The sequence below is a fragment of the Sulfurimonas denitrificans DSM 1251 genome (assembly GCF_000012965.1).
Classification (GTDB): Bacteria; Campylobacterota; Campylobacteria; order Campylobacterales; family Sulfurimonadaceae; genus Sulfurimonas; species Sulfurimonas denitrificans.
In genome coordinates, this window is the sequence record NC_007575.1 from 1,742,766 (window position 1) to 1,762,794 (window position 20,029).

Genomic DNA, 20,029 nt, shown 5'->3' on the forward strand with positions numbered 1-20,029 from the left:
TTAAAGCTTATTTACTAAAACTAAATCAACATCTGCAAAAAGTTTCTTTGATTCATTTATAGCTGCGATTGTGTTTGCATGTGGGTGTCCTATTGCTATAGCACTTCCATGTTTTTTCGCCACTTCAATAGCTTTTTTAATCTGTGAGAGTATATATGCTTTATCCATCTTATGATCCAAAAACACATCTCTTCCTATATACTCTAACGCATATTTTTTTGAAATTTTTTGAGCTTTTGACTCTCCTGTAGTTCTGCTATCAACAAAGATTATATCTGATTTCTTGAGTGCGGATATGAGCCTATCCATAGCAGCCTCATCTGCTGTAAATTTGCTCCCTGTATGATTATTTATATATTTTACTTTTGGAAAAAGTTTTTTTATCTCCACAACTCTTTGTACAATTTTTTCATTTGAATCATCAACTCTTAGAGTAAGAGGCTCTTCTGATTTAAAGCTTTGTGCTTCCATTGGCAAGTGAACCATATAAAAACTCTCTTGAGATGCTAAAATATGAGAAGATGGTCTAGCTTTACTAGGTGGCAAAAATGACATAGTTATGGGTAAATGAAGACCTTTGATAGCATTTACATGTGACTTTACACTAACATCATCAATAATAATTGCTAGCTTTGGTCTCTTTAAACTTTTTACTATTTTACGCTCTACAGCTTTAGGCAAAACAGCCTCTTCAATCTCATGTGAAGCATTTTCATACTCTGAGACTACCTCTTTAATTGGTAGAGAAGATGTCACATTGCTGTCATTACTTTTATTACTCTCATTTGAATCTTTTAATGTCTCAGCTACAGCAGGCTCTTTTTTTAGAACCTCTTTTAGTCTATCACTAACGCTCTGCTCATCTTCAAGGCTCTTTTTTTTAATACTCTCTTGTTCTAGTTTTTTTATCATTGATTGTTTTGTTTTCTCTTTTGATTGCTCTTTTTTAAGAGCGTCATCTTTTGCGCTATCATGGCCTATATAATACCCAGCAACAAACGAACTTAAAACTATTGCTACAAACGCTAAACTCCAAACAGTATAACTTAAAAAATTTGAGCTTTTTTTAGGGCTGGCTTTTTTTCTTTTTGACATATAATCTCCATATTTATTGAATAAAACTATATCCTAAAAAAATAAAATATATAACGGCTTACTATATTTTTAAGTAATATTTTTGTATAATTCGGCGTTCCTTTCTCTTTGTATCGATAATATATTTCGATATATATACATCCGAAAGGGAAACAAAAGCCTATTTTGTGGGCGAAATACCAAAGGGAGATTATACTCTATGAGAAATTACGAAAACCTAGTAATCGTAAAACCAACATTAACAGCTGAAGAAATTCAAGCTAATATCAGTGCAATTGAAGAAATAATTACTTCAAATGGTGGCGAAATAGCAGCAAGAGATGCAATGGGTATGAGAAAATTAGCATACCCACTTGGAAAAAATGAGCGTGGATATTTTCATGTTATCTACTATTCAGTTGACCCTTCAGCGATTAGTGAAATTGAGAGACGTTTTCGTATAAATGAAGAGTTACTTCGTTTTGTAACCATCAAATATGATACAAACCGTGAAGTAACGGCTTGGAATCAACTTGTTCAAAAAGCTCAGAAAAAAGCTACTCAACCAGCTGGTGAAGCTAAAGTTGAAGAAGTTGTAATACCTGCAGCACTTGAAGAAGATGAAGAAGAGTAGTCAAAAAGCGTCACAGTAATTGGCTAACGCCTAAACAAAGAAGGAATATTCATGTATAACAAAGTTATTTTGGTTGGAAACTTAACAAGAGACATTGAACTAAGATACTCTCAAGGTGGAATGGGCATAGCAAATACAGGTCTTGCCACAAGCCGTAAATTTACCGTAAATGGTGAAAAGAGAGAAGAGGTCTGTTTTGTAGATATTACATTTTTTGCCAGAAGCGCAGAAATTGCCAATCAATATCTTCGCAAAGGGAGTAAAATCCTAGTAGAAGGCAGACTTAACTTTGATCAATGGGTAGATCAAAATGGACAGAAACGTTCAAAGCATACTGTTGTTGTTGAAACTATGCAGATGTTAGACTCTAAAAATAGTGCTGCTGCGCCATCGGATGAATATCCTGTGCAACAAAACCAGCCAAATCAGAGCTACCAACAGCCAAGTTATCAACAACCAAGTTATCAGCAGCAACCACAAAGCTATCAAAAGCCAAGTGCGCAAAAGCAGATGCCAAGTAACAGTTCTATTCCAGAGATAGACATTGATGAAGATGAAATTCCATTTTAGAATATTAGATAATAAAAGGAGATAACATGGCAGAAAGAAGAAAGTATAAAAAAAGATACTGTAAATATTGTGAAGCAAAAGTTGATTTCATGGACTATAAAGATGTAGGAGCTCTTCGCTTCTCACTTTCAGAGAGATACAAAATCATGCCTCGTCGTTTAACAGGTAACTGTAAACGTCACCAAGACATGATAGCTACAGTTATCAAAAGAGCTCGTGCTGCGGCATTAGTTCCATATACTGTAACTCGTAACACAGTTGTAACTGCTCCATTTGAAAATTTAAGATAATTTTCTACTAAATGCCCATTTTGGGCATTTTTTTACTCTATCCCTCTCACAATTTTTATTACCAATTTTAGGAATATTTATTGCTATGCAATAGTTAAAAAAGTAGAAACATGCGCTATCTATTAATAATAATCACTCTAATATCTTCTCTTTATGCAAAAGAAGCACCATTTTCTATAATAATTGATGAACCATTTAATAATGCACTTCTTGATATTACTGAGGATTTTGACCGCTCCATGAGTGCTGTTGGTTTCATAAAATCTTATAAAAATGGACTAAAAGAATCAGATGGTATCTATACAAACGCCTTTGATTACCTCGCATCTTTATCAAACTCTAATGGCTCTTTGATTCATCTTGTAAAAGTAGGTTCAAATGCTGATATAGAACTTAGAAAATCAATTAAACTCTCACAATTTGCCGAGGCTTTAGGTGTAGTAAAAACTCATGACAATGGATATATTGTAGCAGGTAATACGATTAATGGCTCACTTGTGATTGTTGGGCTCGATGTTAATGCAAATATGATTTTTCATAAAATATTTGGAACTCCAAATCAAGATAAAATGAGTAAAATTCATCTTCTGCGTGATGGTGGTGTTTTAATAATTGGCTCATCTACAACATCAAGAACCGATACTGGAAATCTTTTTCAAGGCGGTCTTGGCTTAAATGATATCTACTTAGCAAAGTTTTCAATGAGAGGTGAGATGTTATGGAGCAAAAAATATGGCTCTGCTGATGATGAGAACGGGGTTGATGCTGCAGAAGCAGAAGATGGCTCTATCATTATTTTAGGGCAAAAAAATATAGGGAGGGAGAAAATTCCAACTATCTTAAGAGTTACGCAACATGGAGAGAAAATTTGGCTTTATGATATTAAGGGCGAAAAAAACACGACGGCACATAAGATACTAAAGTTAAGAGATAATACTTTTGCTCTATCACTCTCACAATTAAATGATATGAACAAGGAGCAGATAAGATTACTCAAAGTAGATTTACAACAAAATATTCTTCTTGATAAGACAATAAATACAAATTATACTTCAATTTTAAAAGATATAAAAGAGTTCTCAGATGGAAAAATAGTTGGAGTTGGAGTTGTTGAGGATCAATACAACAGTGATGGTCTTGCCATGCTCTTGGATAGCAACTTTAAAATGTTAGCACAAGAGCATTATGGCTCTGATTCACGTGATGCCTTTTATGCACTTAAGATTTTACATAATTCGCAAATAGGCGCTGTTGGAATTCATACAGACAAAGATTCTCAAGAGAGTAACATGTGGATAGTAAAACTAAACAGTAATCTTAAAATGGCGCAAATCTTCAAAAATGGTGCATCAAAAGCTAATACCAATACACTATATGCTCAACTCTTAGAACTCTTCAGAGATGAAATTGCAACTAAAAAACTTATCATAAAAGAGGATTTGAGTATAGAACTTATTGATAGCGCTCTGTATTTTAATGTTGGAGAGTTTGTTCTTACTTCTAATCAAAAACTTTTTTTAGAAAAATTTAGTCTCAAATTGCTACCGTTTTTAAAGAAAAACAAAGAGCTGTTTAAGACACTTGAGGTTAGTGGACACACATCAAGCGAATGGGGCATGAGTGACTTTTCAATAGGTTATATAAACAACACCGAACTATCTATGAAGCGCTCATTTTCAACTATTAGTTATATTTTTAATATACAAAACCAAGAGACAAAAATATTCTTAAGTGAACTACTAAAGGGCAGCGGTTTTAGTTTTTCAAAAAGAGTTATAGTTGAAAATAGAGAAGATAAAGAGAGATCAAGAAGAGTCTCTTTTAGGATTATTTTATAAAGCCAGCTTACGCGAAATCTTCTACAGAACTAGCTTTAAAACTTAATCTTACTTTATCTTGTTTTAACTTCTTATAGAGCTTAAACTTTGCATTTTTTAGCTCATCATCATTACACTCAAACTCTTTTTTTATACTCTCATCACTTATGCTAGCGCTATCCATAGCAAAGAGTTTGAGCTCTTTTTTTGTTAATTTTGCTTTTAACACGTTATAAAGATTTTTATCATCTTCTATCAAATCAATTTCACTAATTTTACAAAAATTTGCGAGCAACTCTCTAAAATTGTTTTCACTATTATACTGTCTCCAGATACTATTTGTAAGCACTATATCTTCTCCAAAATTTGAGTTAAGTCTTTTGTCTCTATCACTATATTTGCTTCTTTTTTGAGTATTTCTCTTGCACAAAAAGCGACTCTTTTGCCTGCATGAGCAAACATTGAGAGATCATTTGCTCCATCTCCACAAACCAATGTTTCACTCTCTTTAACGCCCAGAAGCCCTTGTAAGCGAACTAACATGTCACCTTTTGAGTAGTTAAACATCATGTCGCCACCGACAAGACCTGTAAGTATCTGATTTTTATGGTGCAGCACGTTTGAGAAGTCCGCATCATATCCTAAAATACTCTTAGCATATCCTGTAGCACTTCTAAACCCACCACTAAAGCAGACAACCCGCATTCCTCTGCTCTTTAGCTCTTTTATTGTCTCTTGTGCGCCTTTCATGTATGGCAGATTTTGGCTTATTCTCTCGACAACGCTGTATTCTAAACCCTTTAGGAGCCCTACTCTTTGCTGAAGTGATTCAAAGAAATCAAGCTCTCCGCTCATTGCAGCCTCGGTTATTTTACTTACCTGTTCACCAAGACCAAGCTCTTGTGCAAAAAAATCTATCGTCTCACCGTCCATAAGCGTAGAATCGAAATCAAAAACAGCCAATTTCAACATATATTACTTCCCTATCTGTTATAATTGCGCAATTATACCCATTTAGGATGCTTTTTGTTTGATGAACTCATAAATAAACTAAAAAATGACACATATATAACGCTTGAGACAACTCCATCTCACTCACCAATTTTCTCACCCATAATTGAGACAATAGCGAAGTTAGGACTCGATAAACTAGTAGATGGTTTTACAACAACAGACAACCCTCTTGCAAAACTAAAATACAACTCTCTATTTGCTGCAAAAATGCTCCAAGATAGATTTGAGAAGCCCGTAATTGCAACAATGAGTATGCGTGATAGAAATAAAATAGCACTCCAATCAGACCTGCTAGGTTCTAACGAGGTTGATGTAAGAGCTATTTTGGCATTAACTGGAGATCCAGCGACTATATCAGACCAGCCTCATACAAAAGGTGTTTTTGAAGCCGATAGCACGCTCCTCTTAGATATTATCGCCTGTTTTAACAGCGGCATAAACTATGCAGGTAAACCTCTCGCTCATCAACCTCGTGAGATTTATCCTTTTGCGGTTATAAACTCTTATGCAAAAAACCCAAAAACACTTCAAAAAAAGATGCAAAAAAAGATAAAACATGGAGCGCTTGGAATAATAACCCAACCAGTTTATGACATAGAAAATGCAAAGCTCCTACTTGAGTTAAAAGATGCTGCAAACACTACATGTAACAATGAAAACAAAAATGCTGAACTTATTTTAGGAATTTTCCCTATTACAAAACTCCGAACCGCACAATTTTTATCGGCTCATGTTCCAGGAATAAATGTACCAGACAAATGGATAGAACTTCTCCGTGAAGCTCATGAGAAAGGAAGCGATGAAGAGTATAGGGTAGGATTTGAGCTTAGCAGAAATCTATTTTTAGATTTAAAAAAACTTCATCCAAAAATTCATCTCATGAGTGCGAACCAGTTTCAACTAGCTCATGATATACTAATATAATTAAGGACAAAAATGATTGATTTAAAACTATTACAAAAAGATTTCCAAACTATAAGCAACAAACTCTCTCGCAAAGGTGTTGATGCTGATTTACTTGAAAATTTAAAGATAAGAAATGAAGAACTAAAAGTTGCAAAAGTTGCGTATGAAACTCTTCAAGCAGCTCAAAACAGCATGAGTAAAGATTTTGGCATATACAAAAAAGAGGGTAGAGATACAACTGAGCTAAAAGCTAAAGTAGATGAAAATAAAATTAAAATTGCTGAGGCTCTTGATACTCAACGAATCAAGCAAGAAGCTCTAGAATACCTTGCCATGTCAATTCCAAATATCCCAGATGATGATGTTCCTGATGGCAAAGATGAGAATGACAATGTTGAGATAAAAAAGGTTCTAACTCCTAAAGAGTTTAGCTTTACACCAAAAGAGCATTGGGAATTAGCTGGACAAAATGGCTGGATAGATTTTGAGCGAGGTGTAAAACTGGCAACTAGCCGCTTTAGTGTATCTTTTGGAATGGGTGCAAAACTAGAGCGCGCACTTATAAACTTTATGCTTAACTTTAACTCAAAGAGAGGATTTGAGGAGGTTAGCGTTCCTTCTCTTGTAAATAGAGCGGCGTTAGAGGGAACTGGACAACTTCCAAAATTTGAAGATGATTTATATAAAATACAAGGTCAAGAGTTATTTTTAATTCCAACTGCTGAAGTACCTGTTACAAATCTTTATCAAGATGAAATACTACATGTTGAGAGGCTTCCTATAAAAATGACTGCTTATACCTCATGCTTTAGAAAAGAAGCAGGCGCAGCGGGAAGAGATACAAGAGGTATGATAAGACAGCATCAGTTTCATAAAGTTGAACTTGTAAGCATTACAAAGCCTCAGCAGAGTGATGAAATTTTTGATGAGATGGTGCAAACCGCTTCAGATTTACTATCTGCGCTCGAACTTCCACATCGCCTTGTAAGACTTTGTGGCGGAGATTTAGGGTTTGGTGCTGCAAAAACAGTGGATCTTGAAGTTTGGCTTCCAGGACAAAATGCTTACCGTGAAATCTCTTCTGTAAGCAACACAAGAGAGTTCCAAGCAAGAAGAGCAAAAATTCGCTTTAAAGACGGCGATAAAAACTCATTTGTTCATACATTAAATGGCTCATCTTTAGCAGTTGGAAGAACTCTTGTCGCTATCATGGAGAACTTCCAAAATGAGGATGGAAGTATTACTATTCCAAAGGTACTATCTCCCTATTTAAACTAGTTTTATGGCACTATTTTTGCTTTAATATATAAACAATTTCAAGGTAGATGATGGCTAATGAATTAGAAGAAGAGATAATAATTATTGAAGACATCGATGCCGCTAATGAGAGTAGCGCATCAGAGAGTTCAATAAAAGAAGAATCTTCATCTAAAAAAAATAAAAAAATTATTTATATCGCCATTGGTGCTACTGTTTTTCTAGTTGGTGTAATTATATTTTTTGTACTATTAAAATCTTCAAAACAACCCACAACTGCTTCTACACAAAACATAGAAGATAGACTAGAAAAACCCATTACAGAGCCTGTAGAGCTTAGTAAAATTGAAAATATGATAGCAAAAGCTGACTACCTCTACTCAAGTGGTTCAAAAAATGAAGCTCTCTCTTTGTATGAAAAAATAGCCCAATACTCCGAAGCAGTCTCCGCATACAATCTAGGAGTTGCTCAAATTAAAGAGGCTCAATATAAGACAGCATTAGACTCCTTTGCAAAAGCGATAAAAAATAATGAGCAAAGATGTGTAAGCGCAATAAATGCTGCTGTTTGTGCGCTTCATTTAGACGATGAGGCTACCTTTAGATATTATATAGATTTAGCATACGCTTATCTTCCGCAAGAGAGGTCATCACAACTTTACTCTTACTACTATACACTCATCAACTACTATAATCAAAATTACATGGAAGCGCTAAGCTCATTAAATAACTCCACTACAAATGAGTATGATGCAGTACAAAACAATTTAAGCGCTAAAATAAATGCTCTTTTTGATAACAATATAAACGCAATCGATAGTTTAGAAAAAAGTAGTTCTCTCTCAAATGATTTTTCTTTAGGAGTTCTTTATGCAAGAGTAGGAGATTTGGCACTTGCCAAAAAATATCTCCAAAATGCGATTAAAAATGGCATAGAGCCTATGAAGGCACAGCTTGCAATAGCATATATAAATCTAAAGTCTGGTCAGGTACAAGATGGTGCAAGAGAGATAGAAAATGCTACAGATATTTTTAGAGATGAAGTCTATAAACCCTATCCTCTAAAAGTCAAATTAAAAGATTCATTGTTTGATTCAAGTGAAGCACAAAAACATTATAGAGATACCCTCAATAACTCCAAAGCGGTTACTTATCAAAAGATATTCTATTTTTCACCATATAAAATTTTTAATGCAAATCAAACTATAAGCTATATACGAAAGGGAAATACAAATATATTTATAGACAATGTTGATTCTGCAAAAGAGTACTTAGAAAAAAGCGTATCCTCTTCAAGTGTAAATATAGGAATAGTAAAAGCTATTCAAAAAGCTCTTTCATTTAAACTCAGAGAAGCGAACGAGATGCTGCTCTCACTCGTAGAGATTCAGCCAAAACACTCTGCCCTACACTACAATCTAGCCCTTACATACGCTCAACTTGGTAATTTTGTAGATGCTCAAAAACATTTTGTGCGCTCTTACAATTTGGATGCAAAAAACTATATCTCTGGGATTTATGCGGTTATGTGTTCTCAATTAATTGATAAGGATAGTACAAAACTTTTATCTATAATACGAGATGAGATAGCTAATGAAGAGTTTTCTCAAGAGATAGATTTATATAAAACACTCCTTTTTATCAGTGAAGACAACTATCTCTCCGCATCAGATTGGTTAGAGAAAGATTACCCGCAAAGACCTCTTTATTTGGCACTTGAGATACTAATTGCTCTTAAGCAAAACAATATAGAAGTAGCGCAAAAATCAGCAAACAAATTAACGCTACTTCTTCCAGATGAGATTCTTCCTCATCTAATGCAAGTAGATGCTCTCTTTAACAATTTAGAAGAAAAAAAATATGCTAACGAGGTAATGAACTACTTAAAAATTCAAAAATTCAGCTTTACCGATTTGTATTATGGCGCCCACATCACAAGATGTCTATACATTCAACAAAATTTAATCACTGGAAAACTCTACTTCTTAAGAGAGCGTTTAAAAGAAGTATTAGCGGGAACTACATCCCAAACGCATGAGATTACAAGCGCTCTTGCTCTTGCTTCACTTTATGATAAAGCTTATGAAGAGTCATTTACGCTATATAACAATTTGATTGACAATCTAAAGGTAAGAGACGCTCAAACTCTATTCTTAGGCGCTGTTGCTTCAACTGCAGCGAATCATCATGAGAATGCAATTGCACTTTTGGAGTTATCTAAAATGAAAGATAGTAATTTTTTAGAGAGTAGATTTGCTCTAGGGCTTTTATATCTTGAGGCAAAAAATAATGAGGGTGCCGTTATACAACTCTCAAGAGTAAATAAAAACAACTTTAATTCTGAATATTTTGATTTTGATATTGATATAGATAAACTAATGCTGCAAAAAAGTTTGTCAGAGAAAAAATAGCTTCCGCTATTTTTTACTCTCGTTTATAAAGTAGCCAATAAGCGACTCTGAAGCACTAAGTTCACTTCCAAGTCCTATGTTTAATCTGAAGTTTTCTGGTAGATAAAGAGTTGTAATGCCATTTATCATAAGTCCATATCTTGCGCCCTGCATAATATTTTGAGCTTCTATAATATCAATGTCTATTGCTTTGAAACTCTGCTTTAATTTATGTACAACTCTCATTTTATTTGATAATTTTATATCATTAAAAACAAGCTCTGCATTCTCATTTATACTATTTGAGAGTGGACTATGCGCAGAGAGTCTAGTCCCCTTACTTATCCTAATACTCTCTAAATTTGAAGTAAATGGAACCCTAAGCAGAGCTACGTTTAAATATGAAGTATCTATCTCGACTTTATAACCCTTGTGCTCATCATTGTGCAACTCTTCTATAGAAACTACCGTTCCATCAACAGGGCTTACAACGCTGTTTTCTTGATATATCGCATACTCTCTCTCAGGGTTTCTAAATACAAAAACAAAGAATAAAGTAGCTAAAAACGCTAAGAATTCTAAAAAATCAAAATCAAAAAATGTAAAAATTATAAATGCAACAACTGCACCTATAACATAGCTCCATCCCTCTTTGGCAATAGGTAAAAGATTATTTCTCATCTCTGCCTTCTTTATTGTGTTTATTATTTTCTTTATCGGCTTCTTCAACCATTTTAGCGTCTGCTTTGAGCTCTTCTTCAATATCATCTACAACTATGTTCACTTTTGAAACAAGATTGTTCTCTTTTTCAAAATTAATAATAATATCTCTTACCTCTTCGCCAGTAATATTCTCTTTTTTATAAAGAAGTTTTACCACCTCTTCAACCGCATCTCTATAGAGTTCAAGCCTCTCAACAACACCATTATATCGCTCTTGTAAAGATGTTTTTATAAACTCATCCATATTTTCAGCCATCTTGTTACTATACTCTCTAGATGATTGTCCATATCCGCCGCTCAAGAAAGAGTGTCTGCTTTTTTCTAAAACCATAAGTCCTGCAACATCACTCATTCCGTATGTTTGAACCATCGATTTTATAATATCAGTTGCACGTTCAAGGTCATTTCCGGCACCTGTTGAGATTTCACCAATAAAGACCTGCTCTGCAGCACGACCTCCAAGAAGAACATCAACTTCTGCCCAAAGTTCATGACGCTGCATCATAAACTTATTCTCTTCAGGTGTGTTTAGTGTGTAACCAAGAGCTGCAAGCCCACGAGGAACAATAGAGACTTTTGAAACTTTTTTTGCACCCACTGTCGTCTCTGCCATAAGAGCATGCCCACTCTCATGATATGCAACTATTTTCTTCTCTTTAGGGTTGATTCGGCGAGACTTTTTAGCAAGTCCAGCTAAAGCACGTTCTACTGCTTCATATAAATCTTTTTGTGTTACAGTTTTTTGATTTTTTCTCCCAGCTAAGAGTGCCCCTTCGTTTACAATATTTGCCAAATCTGCACCAGCCAAACCTGCAGTTAGACGAGCTACTTCTGCGAGATCTACATCGGAGTCCATCTTAACACCTTTTACATGTACCTTTAAGATTTTAATACGCCCCTCATAATCAGGTTTGTCAACCAAAACTTGTCTATCAAATCGTCCTGGTCTAAGTAGTGCTTGATCCAAAATCTCTGGTCTGTTTGTAGCAGCTAAGATAATAATAGGGGTATCTGTTCCAAAGCCATCCATCTCAGCTAAGAGTTGGTTTAGTGTCTGTTCTCTCTCATCATTTCCACCCATATTTGCGCCAGCCGATCGGCTCTTACCAATCGCATCAATCTCATCTATAAATATAATGCTAGGGGCATCTTTTTTTGCTTGTTCGAATAAATCTCTAACACGAGCGGCTCCAACTCCTACAAACATCTCTATAAAACTAGAGCCAGTAACAGAGAAAAACGGAACATCGGCTTCTCCAGCAACTGCTTTTGCAAGAAGAGTTTTTCCAGTTCCAGGGCTTCCTACTAAAAGAACACCTTTTGGAATCTTTGCACCAATCTCAACATAACGAGCAGGATATTTTAAAAAGTCAACTATCTCTTGAACTTCTTCTTTTGCCTCTTCAACACCAGCTACATCATCAAATTTTGTTTTGGGCTTCTCTGAGTTAATCATCTTTTTAGATCCACCCATACCAAGAATCCCACTACCCATACTTTTTTGCATACGTCCTGCAAAAAACATCCATATTGCAATTATTATCAAAAATGGAAAGAGCCAACCAAACATCTCAGTAAACCAGTTTGTTTCGCTAAATCCGTTATACTCTATACCTTGCTTATCTAACTCTTCTGTTAACTTTGAGTCACTTGGTACAATTCTTGTAGTATATAGTGTTGCATTGTCTGTTGAATACGCTTTTATGTAACTCTGCCCAATATCAACTTTGTTTACGCCTTTAGTCTCTATTAAAGACTTAAGCTCTGAATAACTAATCTGTTTTGCTCTTTTATTTCCAACTACTGACGCTTCATTAGGGCTATTTTCACCTATTAAGGTTTTAAAAAGTAGAATTATTACTATTGAAAATATTGCAAAAGTAATAAGTGGATTTTTATTGAAAAAATTATTATTGTTATTGTCGTCTCTGTTTTGCATATCTATTTTTTACCTTGTTTTAGTATAAATGTCACCCATTCATCTTGGGTAATCTTTTCTAAAATCTCAAAATTTTGATAAAATTTTAAAACTTTTGATTCATATTTCTCTAAAATTCCTGATAAAACAAGAACTCCATCCTCTTTTACAACACTCTTTAAATCATTTGCTATAAAAATTAAAACATCTGCCACAATATTAGCAACAACAACATCATATCTATCTTTAGTAAAGCTACAAGAACCTTCCCAAAGCTTATTGAATTTTACGTTATTTAACTCAGAGTTTAACTGGCTATTTTCAATACATGCAATATCTGTATCACACGCATCAACTACAGCACCAAGTTTTATTGCCCCAACACCTAAAATTCCGCTTCCACATCCAACATCTAAAACTTTATCATCTTCTTTTACATACTTTGCAATTGCTCTTAATGCTGAAGCAGTTGTCGGATGATGTCCTGTTCCAAATGCCAATGCTGGATCTATTGCAATATTAATTAAATTTGCATCGGGAGCATCCCACGTTGGATGGATATAAAATTTATCTATACGAAGTGGTTCAATACTATCTTGATAAACTTTTACCCAATCACTATTTTTAAGTTTGCTCTGTTTATACTCAAGCTCTATTACATCTCCCGTGGCTTTTTGCAAAGCTTCCCTAAACTGCTCTAATCCCCATATTATTGTATCAACCTCATCTTCACTTCTGATAATGAATCCATCATCTATCTCTTCAAAGCCAACTGGTAATGTATCTGCTAAAAAATCTAAGAAGAGAGAGTGATGTGAAGAGACTTTAATAACTAATTCAAAGTAATGCTCTTGCATTACACGTCAATACCCATAACTGCGCCAAGCTTCTCTTTTAAAACTTGAGGAGTAAATGGTTTTACTATATAGTTGTTTACACCAGCTTTTAGGGCAGTTATAACTTCTGCTTTGCCACCCTCCGTCGTTACCATGATAATTGGAAGGTCTTTAAAACGAGCATCAGCACGGACTTTTTTAACAAGTTCAAGCCCATTCATCTCTGGCATATTCCAGTCTGTTATAAGCATATCAATTTCAGGGTTAGTATCTAATACACCCCAGCCTTCAACGCCATCTCCACCTTCAAATATGTCTTTATGACCAAGTCTTTGTAATGTATTTTTTATTATACGACGCATCGTAGAACTGTCATCAACAACAAGTAATTTCAAAAGAAATCCTTTTATATAAATATTTGTAAATTAAGCAATAATAGTACCTAAATTTTATTTATTTTATGATTAAGCAAAACTTAACTATATTTTTTAAACATCTTAGGTAAATCAAGTGTACCCTCATAATAGGCTTTACCTATAATAACGCCATCTATTCCTTTAGCGGATACAAGAGCTTCTATATCGCTCTCATCTTTTACACCACCACTAGCAATAGTTGGGATTTTACAAGCATTTGCTATATCTAGTGTAAACTCAACATTCACACCACTAAGCGTTCCATCTCTTGAAACATCTGTACAGATTATCGCCTCAACACCAGCATTTGCAAACTCTTTTGCCAAATCAGTAGCACGCATAGCGCTAACTTCTCCCCAGCCCTCAACAGCCACAAATCCATCTATCGCATCAATACCTACTGCAATTGGGTATTTTGCCGCCATCTCTTTTACAAATGTAGGATTTTTTACAGCAATAGAGCCTAAAATAACTCTATCTATTCCAATTTCTAGCATTTTTTTGATTGTATCTTCATCACGAATACCACCGCCAAGCTCAAGTTTAACCTTACAGTTTTGTCTAATTTTTATAATCTGTTCAAGATTTTTAGGTTCTCCTGCAAAAGCTCCGTTTAAATCAACTAAATGAACCCACTTTGCACCCATCTCTTCAAATTTTTTAACAAGCATCCACGGCTCATCTGAGTATATTTTTGCACTATCCATAAGACCTTTTGTAAGTCTTACCGCTTTACCATCTTTTAAATCAATCGCTGGATATAGAGTCATTTTAAATTCCTATATTTTGTAAAATTTTCTAATATTTTAAGTCCATTATCATGACTTTTTTCTGGATGAGGCTGAATTCCCATAATATTATCATGAGCAACTGCAGATGTAAACTCATATCCATAAAAGGTTCTGCCAATTGAGTCTTTCTCATCATCACAAAGGGCGTGATATGAGTGCACAAAGTAAAGATAATGCTCCTCATCGAGTCCCTCAAATAATGGATGTTCTTTTGTAAACATTCTATTCCAACCCATGTGTGGCACTTTTAGAGTCTCTTCAAATTTTGATGTATCAAAAGCTACAACTTTTCCCTTGATAAGCCCTAAACCTTCATGCTCTCCAAACTCTTCTGAACTCTCAAAAAGCAGTTGCATACCAAGACATATACCTAAAATAGGCTTAGTAGATGCAGCAAACTCCTTTATAGCTTCTATCATCCCTCTCTCTCTTAGGTGCTCCATTGCATCGCCAAAAGCGCCAACTCCAGGGAGAATTAATTTATCATACTCTTTAAACTTTTTTGGGTCACCCTCTATGACTGTTTGAGTCCCAATTTTAGCAAATGCGTTTTGCACACTTGCCAAATTTCCCATATTATAATCGACTATTGCTATCATTCTTCAATCTTTAATTTCGTAAATTTTATATAAAAAGCTAGTGTAATCAAGAGCATTGAAACACCTAAAATAATATACATGGCATATAATATCTTCTCTGGATCTGTTATTGCAAACTTAAAAACTAACATCAGCGCCTCAATGGAGAGTGCAATAATAATTGAACCCAAAAATCTTACCATTGTTTTATGCGGTCCTGAGATACTACTATCTTTGCTTCTACCCAAAATCTCCTCTTCTATAAGAGTTTTAGCCAAATCAAAAATAGCAAGAGCGAGTGTTAGCAAAATTGTTGCTTCAAACACATCTTTTATTTGGAAATGTTCAGGCGAAATCTCATATAAAAAGAAACTCTGAGCCCCTTTTATAAAAAGAAGCAGTGCTACCGAGATTAAAGCAAAAGCAAAAGCTGCATATGAGTATCTAAATAGAGAGAGAAAAAATTTATCAAGCATTGTTGAGCGTGAGATTTTAACAACCTCTTCTAGTGGCATATCAAGACACGCTACATACTTTAATTCTCCCTTGTCATCATAAATAGGCTGAGAAATTGTAACTGTCAAATCTCCTGTTATAAGTGATGGATATGGATCAGTGATGGTACATCTTCCTTCTTTTACAGCTCTATAGTAGTATGCTCTCTCGGCTCTAATTCTTCCAACATCCTCATCTACTCTTTTTGTTAATGTAAAAGTAGGAGAAACCTGCACTCCTCTATCGTCTAGGAGATACACACCTTCACATTTTTCTAAATCTTCTTTAGTCTTTAAAAGACCTATCATCGCCATCTCTTGTGTTAAAGATGGCATTCTGTTTTGAATATTTTTAGAAAAAAGATAGCAAAAATATGCTCTTGCTTTCGTTCTACCGTTGGAAAAATTTTGTATATCTGAAGCCGTCATGTGCAATGTACCTTTTATGATTAAGCCGCAATTATACCAAATGGATAATAATAATTGGTTTTATGCACTATCATTTGATATAATAAATCTTCAAACAATTAGGGAGTTATTTAACAATTATGAGCTTTAAACTATTTTTATTATTAGAAAAATTCTTGATGCTTTTACCAAGAAAAATAAGAAAAAAAATCTTTACTTCTTTAGCTTTTATTGCCTATTATGCATCACCAAGATACAGAAACATAGGTTTTATAAATTTAGATTTTATTTATACAGAGACTATAAGCAAAGAAGAGAAAAAAGATATTATAAAATACAGTTTTAGAAATCTGCTTCTTAATTTTTTGCATCTTATGGAGATGAGACACATGAGTAAAGAGGAGTTTGAGAGAAAAGTAACTATCAAAAATATAAAGGCTGTTGAAAAAGCTCATAAAGAGCAAAAAGCTGTCATATATGTAACCTCGCACTACTGCGCTTGGGAGCTTGGAGGAGCAGCAGTTGGCAACTATATTGAGAGCGTTTATGCCGTCTTTAAAAAGATGAAAAACTTAGATTACCAAAACTGGGTATTAGAATCTCGTGCTAAATTTGGCAATAAATCACTAGAGAAATCAAATGTTATAAAACCTCTTATAAAAATTGTTAAAAATCAGCAAGCATGTGGAATATTAATAGATACTGCAGTTAACCAAAGAGAGGGTGTTGAAGTTGATTTTTTAAACAAAAGAGTTCATCAAACAGCAACTCCTGCCTATTTGGCTAGAAAATACAACGCTTCAATTATCCCCGTAACCATTACAACAGATGATGAAGACAACTATACTCTTATATTTTTTGATGAGATTGTCGTGCAAAGAAGTGATGATGAAAAAGAGGATATAAGAGTAGCAACTCAACTTCAAGCAGATTGGCTCTCAATGCTTATACTTGATGAGCCAAAATTTTGGTTTTGGATACATAGAAGATTTAAAAGCGACTATCCTCAAATATATAAAAAGAGCTCTTAAACGTTTTCACACTCTTTTGTTCTTGCCTCAAAAAGTTTTAATATTGTAAGAAAAAATGCTGTAATCGCAGGTCCTAAAATCATACCCCAAAAGCCAAAGGTAGTAAGTCCAGCAATAATTGCAAAGAAGATAATAAGCTCATTCATCTTTGCATCATCCTCTTTTAGAAGCCTTAAATTTAACTCTTTTATAATCAATGGCTTAATAAATGTATCTGCTACTATTGAGATTACTACAACTGTATAGAGTGCTATAAAAATTGCATTTGAGCTATCTCCCATAGAAAACTCATATAGCGTAAATGGAAGCCACATTAAGACGCCTCCAACTACTGGAATAAGAGAGGCAAAACCATACATGATGCCAAAAAGGAGCCCATTATAACCCATGTATGATATAGCTAAACCAAATAGTATTCCTTGGAGCATCGCATTTACAATAATGGAGTAAAAAACAACACTCATGACAGACGATAACTCCTTAGCGAGAAGTGTTGCCTCATCCGCAGACATCTGAACAACTCTTTTTAACAAATCAATAATAAAGCCACCGCTATATTGAGCAAAAAAGTAAAAAACTATCACCAAAAATGAATTCTTTAAATACCCAGCACTCAAAGAGCCAATATCTCCCGTAAATGAAAATATATATGAAGCAATAGAATTTATGCTAATATCTTCTATTGTTGTCTGCATATATGGTTTCAAAAAAAGAAGATACTCTGGCGGATTTACTAAAAAATCTCTTATCGTAATTTCAATATTTTTAAAAACCTCAGGATCCACGCTGTTTAACTTGATACTCAAAGTTACCAAAAAGTATCCAAGTGGAACAAAAAAGAGCACCGCTAACAAAATACTAGAAGAGAGAGCCGCTAAAAACTTAGACTTCAATATTTTTTCAAAAAAATTATGAATATTTGAAGTAGAGATTGCTAAAAGTGCCGCAATAATCATTCCAAGTAAAAATGGTGCATATAAAAGATACATCCAATAAAGCGATGTTGCAAAAAGTATTGCTACAAAATATTGTGGTTTCAAAAAAGCCCTCCATCATCTAGTGCTGGCATTGTAACATTTAATATTTTATAAGTTGAAGGTGTCGCCTTTCTACCTTTAGCAGTTCTCTCTAAATAACCATTTGCTATAAGATATGGCTCTAAAACATCCTCTACAGTTCCCTCATCCTCACTAAGAGCAGCGGCAATTGTGCTAAGTCCCATCGCTCTGCCATTTGCTCCAACTAAAAGATTTAAGAGCTTAATATCCATCTCATCAAATCCATAAGAGTTGATACCAAGCTCATCAAGTGCATATTGTGCTCTTGAATGCAGTATGTCTTTCTCATTTGCAACATCTGCAAAATCTCTTACACGTCGTAAAAGTCTAAGAGCTATACGTGGAGTTCCTCTGCTTCTTTTTGCTATCTCACTACAAGCCTCATCTGCTATTTTTTTATTTAGTTTGTTTGATGCTTGAGATATTATTTTTGATAGCTCTTCAGGTGAGTAAAACTGCATTCTAAAATTCATACCAAATCTATCACGAAGAGGGTTTGAGAGCATTCCTGCTCTTGTTGTTGCACCAATGAGAGTAAATCGGGGAAGGTCTATCTTTAGGGTTTGAGCGGCTGGTCCACTTCCTATAATAATATCTATGCGAAAATCTTCCATTGATGAGTAGAGTATCTCTTCTACAGCTGGAGAGAGGCGATGAATCTCGTCTATAAAGAGCACATCACCCTCTTCTAGGTTTGTTAAAATCGCTGCTAAATCTCCACTTTTTTCTATCATGGGAGCTGCTGTTACTTTTATGTTAGCGTTCATCTCATTTGCAATTATAAGTGCTAAAGTTGTCTTTCCAAGACCTGGAGGTCCATAAAAAAGAACATGATCAAGCGCCTCTGCTCTTTTTTTACTAGCCTCTATAAAAACACCGAGATTTTTTTTGATCTGTTCTTGCCCAATATATTCATTCCAAGCACTGGGGCGCAGAGTAACCTCTACACTCTCTTCACTATCAAAGCGCTCTATTTCAACTAATCTTTGCATATCTTCTCTTAGTAGGTGTGGATATCTTGAGGAAACGCTCTTGTTTTAACCTCATCGGCATAACTTTTTAATGCCTCTTTAACCAAAGATGCACCATCTAGATATTTTTTTACAAACTTTGGAGTAAACTCTTCAAATAGTCCCAACATGTCAGAAAATACAAGAACTTGTCCATCCACATCTCTGCCAGCGCCAATTCCTATAACTGGGATTTTTACACTTGCAGCAACTTGAGCGGCAACATCAGCCTTTACTCCCTCTATTACCATACAAAAAGCGCCAGCCTTCTCTATGGCTTTAGCATCTCTTATGAGTTGAATTCTCTCCTCATCTGTTTTTCCTTTTACTTTGTACCCGCCCTCACTTCTAAAAGCTTGTGGTAAGAGTCCAATATGCCCGCACACAGCGATTCCATTTGAGCAGAGATGGCTAATTATCTCTGCCTTATCCTCTCCACCCTCTATCTTAAGGGCATCAGCGCTTGATTCTTGAAAAACTTTAATACTATTTTTAAGAGCATCATCTCTGTTTGTATAAGTTCCAAAAGGCATATCACAAATTATAAAACTATTTTTTGCCCCTTTTGCAACGGCATTTGTATGATATATCATCTGAGAGAGTGTTGCACTTAGAGTATCATCTCTTCCAGCAAAGCTCATATTTAAACTATCGCCTACTAAAATCATATCTGCACTTGGCTCTAAAAGTCTTGCAAAAAGAGCATCATAAGCAGTTATCATAACTAAAGGGTGTACCCCTTTGCTTTTTTTAATAGATGTTATTGTCATTTTTTTTGCCATTTTCAACTCTTTGTTTTAATAAAAAGTATTTT

At 34.7% G+C, this 20,029-nt stretch carries 21 protein-coding genes; 8 read left to right on the plus strand and 13 right to left on the minus strand.

From position 1 onward, the window contains the following. Positions 1–1,095, minus strand: coding sequence for a divergent polysaccharide deacetylase family protein (locus tag SUDEN_RS08640; RefSeq protein WP_011373277.1), 1,095 nt, complete (start codon positions 1,093–1,095; stop codon positions 1–3). 199 nt (positions 1,096–1,294) lie between these two features. Between SUDEN_RS08640 and rpsF the strand changes: the two genes are divergently transcribed. The 4 genes from rpsF (at position 1,295) to SUDEN_RS08660 (ending at position 4,406) form a co-directional block, all read left to right on the plus strand. After that, positions 1,295–1,708, plus strand: a complete 414-nt coding sequence (gene rpsF / locus SUDEN_RS08645) for a 30S ribosomal protein S6 (protein WP_011373278.1) — start codon at positions 1,295–1,297, stop codon at positions 1,706–1,708. Positions 1,709–1,759: 51 nt separating this feature from the next. Next, positions 1,760–2,278, plus strand: a complete 519-nt coding sequence (locus tag SUDEN_RS08650) for a single-stranded DNA-binding protein (protein WP_011373279.1) — start codon at positions 1,760–1,762, stop codon at positions 2,276–2,278. A gap of 26 nt (positions 2,279–2,304) precedes the next feature. Beyond that, positions 2,305–2,568: a 30S ribosomal protein S18 gene (rpsR, locus tag SUDEN_RS08655; protein WP_011373280.1), complete on the plus strand. Its 264-nt coding sequence runs from the start codon at positions 2,305–2,307 to the stop codon at positions 2,566–2,568. 110 nt (positions 2,569–2,678) lie between these two features. Beyond that, entirely contained in the window at positions 2,679–4,406 is a 1,728-nt protein-coding gene (locus SUDEN_RS08660) for a hypothetical protein (protein WP_011373281.1), read from the plus strand. 7 nt (positions 4,407–4,413) lie between these two features. On the opposite strand, the gene SUDEN_RS08665 is transcribed toward SUDEN_RS08660, so the two are convergent. Together SUDEN_RS08665 and serB are read right to left on the minus strand one after the other, a co-directional pair. Continuing rightward, positions 4,414–4,734, minus strand: coding sequence for a hypothetical protein (locus SUDEN_RS08665; protein WP_011373282.1), 321 nt, complete (start codon positions 4,732–4,734; stop codon positions 4,414–4,416). Next, positions 4,734–5,357, minus strand: coding sequence for a phosphoserine phosphatase SerB (gene serB / locus SUDEN_RS08670; protein ID WP_011373283.1), 624 nt, complete (start codon positions 5,355–5,357; stop codon positions 4,734–4,736). The genes SUDEN_RS08665 and serB overlap by 1 nt, the downstream gene beginning before the upstream one ends. Positions 5,358–5,411: 54 nt before the next feature. On the opposite strand from serB, the gene SUDEN_RS08675 reads away from it, so the two are divergent. From SUDEN_RS08675 to SUDEN_RS08685, 3 genes are read left to right on the plus strand one after another with little or no spacing between them, the layout of a single operon-like run. Then, the gene (locus tag SUDEN_RS08675) at positions 5,412–6,323 is read left to right on the plus strand and encodes a methylenetetrahydrofolate reductase (protein ID WP_011373284.1); all 912 of its coding nucleotides are present in this window, start codon (positions 5,412–5,414) and stop codon (positions 6,321–6,323) included. A 12-nt stretch (positions 6,324–6,335) separates the two neighbouring features. After that, positions 6,336–7,583, plus strand: coding sequence for a serine--tRNA ligase (serS, locus tag SUDEN_RS08680; RefSeq protein WP_011373285.1), 1,248 nt, complete (start codon positions 6,336–6,338; stop codon positions 7,581–7,583). A gap of 50 nt (positions 7,584–7,633) precedes the next feature. After that, positions 7,634–9,973 (plus strand): tetratricopeptide repeat protein, encoded by a 2,340-nt coding sequence (locus tag SUDEN_RS08685; protein ID WP_011373286.1) that lies wholly within the window; start codon positions 7,634–7,636, stop codon positions 9,971–9,973. Positions 9,974–9,979: 6 nt separating this feature from the next. On the opposite strand, the gene SUDEN_RS08690 is transcribed toward SUDEN_RS08685, so the two are convergent. From SUDEN_RS08690 to SUDEN_RS08720, 7 genes are all read right to left on the minus strand, one after another. Beyond that, positions 9,980–10,633, minus strand: coding sequence for a phosphatidylserine decarboxylase (locus tag SUDEN_RS08690; protein ID WP_011373287.1), 654 nt, complete (start codon positions 10,631–10,633; stop codon positions 9,980–9,982). Then, positions 10,623–12,614 (minus strand): ATP-dependent zinc metalloprotease FtsH, encoded by a 1,992-nt coding sequence (gene ftsH, locus SUDEN_RS08695; protein WP_011373288.1) that lies wholly within the window; start codon positions 12,612–12,614, stop codon positions 10,623–10,625. The genes SUDEN_RS08690 and ftsH overlap by 11 nt, the downstream gene beginning before the upstream one ends. Before the next feature lie 2 nt (positions 12,615–12,616). Further along, the gene (locus SUDEN_RS08700) at positions 12,617–13,450 is read right to left on the minus strand and encodes a 50S ribosomal protein L11 methyltransferase (RefSeq protein ID WP_011373289.1); all 834 of its coding nucleotides are present in this window, start codon (positions 13,448–13,450) and stop codon (positions 12,617–12,619) included. Further along, positions 13,450–13,824: a response regulator gene (locus SUDEN_RS08705; RefSeq protein WP_011373290.1), complete on the minus strand. Its 375-nt coding sequence runs from the start codon at positions 13,822–13,824 to the stop codon at positions 13,450–13,452. Before SUDEN_RS08705 ends, SUDEN_RS08700 begins: the two co-directional genes overlap by 1 nt. Positions 13,825–13,904: 80 nt before the next feature. Beyond that, positions 13,905–14,615 (minus strand): 1-(5-phosphoribosyl)-5-[(5-phosphoribosylamino)methylideneamino]imidazole-4-carboxamide isomerase, encoded by a 711-nt coding sequence (hisA, locus tag SUDEN_RS08710; RefSeq protein WP_011373291.1) that lies wholly within the window; start codon positions 14,613–14,615, stop codon positions 13,905–13,907. After that, positions 14,612–15,235, minus strand: coding sequence for an imidazole glycerol phosphate synthase subunit HisH (gene hisH, locus SUDEN_RS08715; RefSeq protein WP_011373292.1), 624 nt, complete (start codon positions 15,233–15,235; stop codon positions 14,612–14,614). The genes hisA and hisH overlap by 4 nt, the downstream gene beginning before the upstream one ends. After that, positions 15,232–16,137: a PDC sensor domain-containing protein gene (locus SUDEN_RS08720; protein WP_011373293.1), complete on the minus strand. Its 906-nt coding sequence runs from the start codon at positions 16,135–16,137 to the stop codon at positions 15,232–15,234. The genes hisH and SUDEN_RS08720 overlap by 4 nt, the downstream gene beginning before the upstream one ends. Before the next feature lie 119 nt (positions 16,138–16,256). Here SUDEN_RS08720 and SUDEN_RS08725 point away from each other — a divergent pair, with 119 nt between their 5' ends. Further along, positions 16,257–17,147, plus strand: a complete 891-nt coding sequence (locus SUDEN_RS08725) for a lipid A biosynthesis lauroyl acyltransferase (RefSeq protein WP_011373294.1) — start codon at positions 16,257–16,259, stop codon at positions 17,145–17,147. Here SUDEN_RS08725 and SUDEN_RS08730 read toward each other — a convergent pair. Genes SUDEN_RS08730 through panB form a run of 3 tightly spaced genes read right to left on the minus strand, consistent with a single transcriptional unit; the run spans position 17,144 to position 19,997 of the window. Next, positions 17,144–18,187 carry an AI-2E family transporter gene (locus SUDEN_RS08730; RefSeq protein WP_041672297.1) on the minus strand — a complete coding sequence of 348 codons (1,044 nt, stop codon included), beginning with the start codon at positions 18,185–18,187 and terminating at the stop codon, positions 17,144–17,146. The genes SUDEN_RS08725 and SUDEN_RS08730 overlap by 4 nt on opposite strands. Continuing rightward, complete coding sequence (gene ruvB / locus SUDEN_RS08735) at positions 18,184–19,197, minus strand: Holliday junction branch migration DNA helicase RuvB (protein WP_011373296.1); 1,014 nt, start codon at positions 19,195–19,197, stop codon at positions 18,184–18,186. The genes SUDEN_RS08730 and ruvB overlap by 4 nt, the downstream gene beginning before the upstream one ends. A gap of 8 nt (positions 19,198–19,205) precedes the next feature. Beyond that, entirely contained in the window at positions 19,206–19,997 is a 792-nt protein-coding gene (gene panB / locus SUDEN_RS08740) for a 3-methyl-2-oxobutanoate hydroxymethyltransferase (protein ID WP_011373297.1), read from the minus strand. Positions 19,998–20,029: the final 32 nt, after the last annotated feature.